This window comes from Bacteroidota bacterium, from assembly GCA_034723125.1.
Taxonomy (GTDB): domain Bacteria; phylum Bacteroidota; class Bacteroidia; order CAILMK01; family JAAYUY01; genus JAYEOP01.
In genome coordinates this window covers 1-1,591 of the sequence record JAYEOP010000570.1, presented here as the reverse complement: position 1 = coordinate 1,591, position 1,591 = coordinate 1, and the positions used below count along the sequence as shown (strand labels likewise).

Genomic DNA, 1,591 nt, shown 5'->3' with positions numbered 1-1,591 from the left:
TGCACTTTGTTAGCCGTAGTTTTAACGAAGGAATACTGGCGGAGATTACTCCGTCAGCCGCCTACTCGATTGGCGTTTCGTTGTTTATTCTTCAATTCTATTAATTTCATCGTTATTTCGTTTTCCTAATTCTTTTGCATTCAGTGGGCTTATAACACTTTCTCCCAATTTTTTTTCAATGTCTTTTCTTGTATTTCCAGCCACGTCACCACCTTTTTTTGCTACTTTCTTATTTTCACTAAATGTCTTTGGTTTTTCTTTTTTTGATAATGCGGTTGTTGTTGTTTCTGCCAACATATTTAGAACTAACTCAAGATTTGTCATATTATCTCGAAGATTTTCTTTTTTTAAGTCTTTGAGATTCTTGTATTGTTTTGTTGTAAAGCCAGTCCATGCTTTAGTGATTTCATCAGTTAAAATTGCATACTCCAATCCTTTTTTTACACCACGTAAATCCCACTCGTCAGTTAGTTCTTTTCTGACCTCAATACTTTTTAGACGTTGATTAATCCAGTTTTTAGAATATCCTTTTTTCAGATATGTTTCCATTGCTCTGTCAAATGCAAGTTCTGGGTCTTCTGTCTCTTCAATTCGTTCATATCCAACCTTAGCCAACCATACTTTAAAAGGTTCGGCTTTCGGTGAAGGAATAGATTGAATTAATCGTAGAAGTTGTTCTGTATCTGCAACATCTGTTTTATAATATTTACCATCAGACGACTCCATTTTCAGTTGGTTACAATTTGTAACCAACTCACTCCCTTCTTTCTTGAGTCGGCTTTTTAGTACTTTCCAATAATTATTTGGATTAACACTCTCAGTTAGCACACCTATAATGTCAACGATTGAAAAATACCATTTTTCTTGTTTATCATCCCATTGAATTCTAACCCTTTGGTCTTGAAATAATTTTATTGCAGTTTCTTTTGTCATATTATCTTTTCAAAATATCAACTTCAAAATTAATCTTTTTTTTGTTAGTCCGGATTTTTATTGGGAAAACGTTTTTCTACAATGAATGCCAATGTCAGTCTGTCTAATAACCCTAACCACCAATTAAATTTTTGTCAAATATAAGGATATGTTTCCTGTGGTCAAAAAAGATGTTAATCCAAAAACACAATTAATTCTTTCTTTTATACCGAAAGGTTATCATGTAACAGAAAATAAATTTTCTTAATACCGAAATTTTGCGGTACAAGCTATGCTAATCCATCGGCATAATACTAGATTCTTTTTAATTAAATTGATGGTGGTTTAGTATTATCTAACGAACCGCCAAGTACAGCCTGTTCCAATTTTTATAGAAAAGACCCGCTTGGTTTATCCTGAACTAAGTTGAAGGGCTTGGTGGTCCCGTCCAAAAGGTGCGGGATTAATTGTGAGAGCTGCACTTTGTTAGTCGTAGTTTTAACGAAGGAATACTGGCGGAGATTACTCCGTCAGCCGCGTACTCGATTGGCATTTCGTTGTTTATTCTTCAATTCTATTAATTTCATCGTTATTTCGTTTTCCTAATTCTTTTGCATTCAGTGGGCTTATAACACTTTCTCCCAATTTTTTTTCAATGTCTTTTCTTGTATTTCCAGCC

1 protein-coding gene is annotated in these 1,591 nt (G+C 33.9%); it reads right to left on the bottom strand.

Annotated elements, in window-relative coordinates; translation table 11 throughout:
• Nucleotides 1–84: 84 nt before the first annotated feature.
• Nucleotides 85–933, bottom strand: coding sequence for a Bro-N domain-containing protein (locus tag U9R42_14495; protein ID MEA3497233.1), 849 nt, complete (start codon nucleotides 931–933; stop codon nucleotides 85–87).
• Nucleotides 934–1,591: the final 658 nt, after the last annotated feature.

Coding starts and splice junctions, on each gene's coding strand:
- U9R42_14495 (MEA3497233.1), bottom strand. CDS start 933: ATGACAAAAGAAACTGCAATAAAATTATTTCAAGACCAAAGGGTTAGA.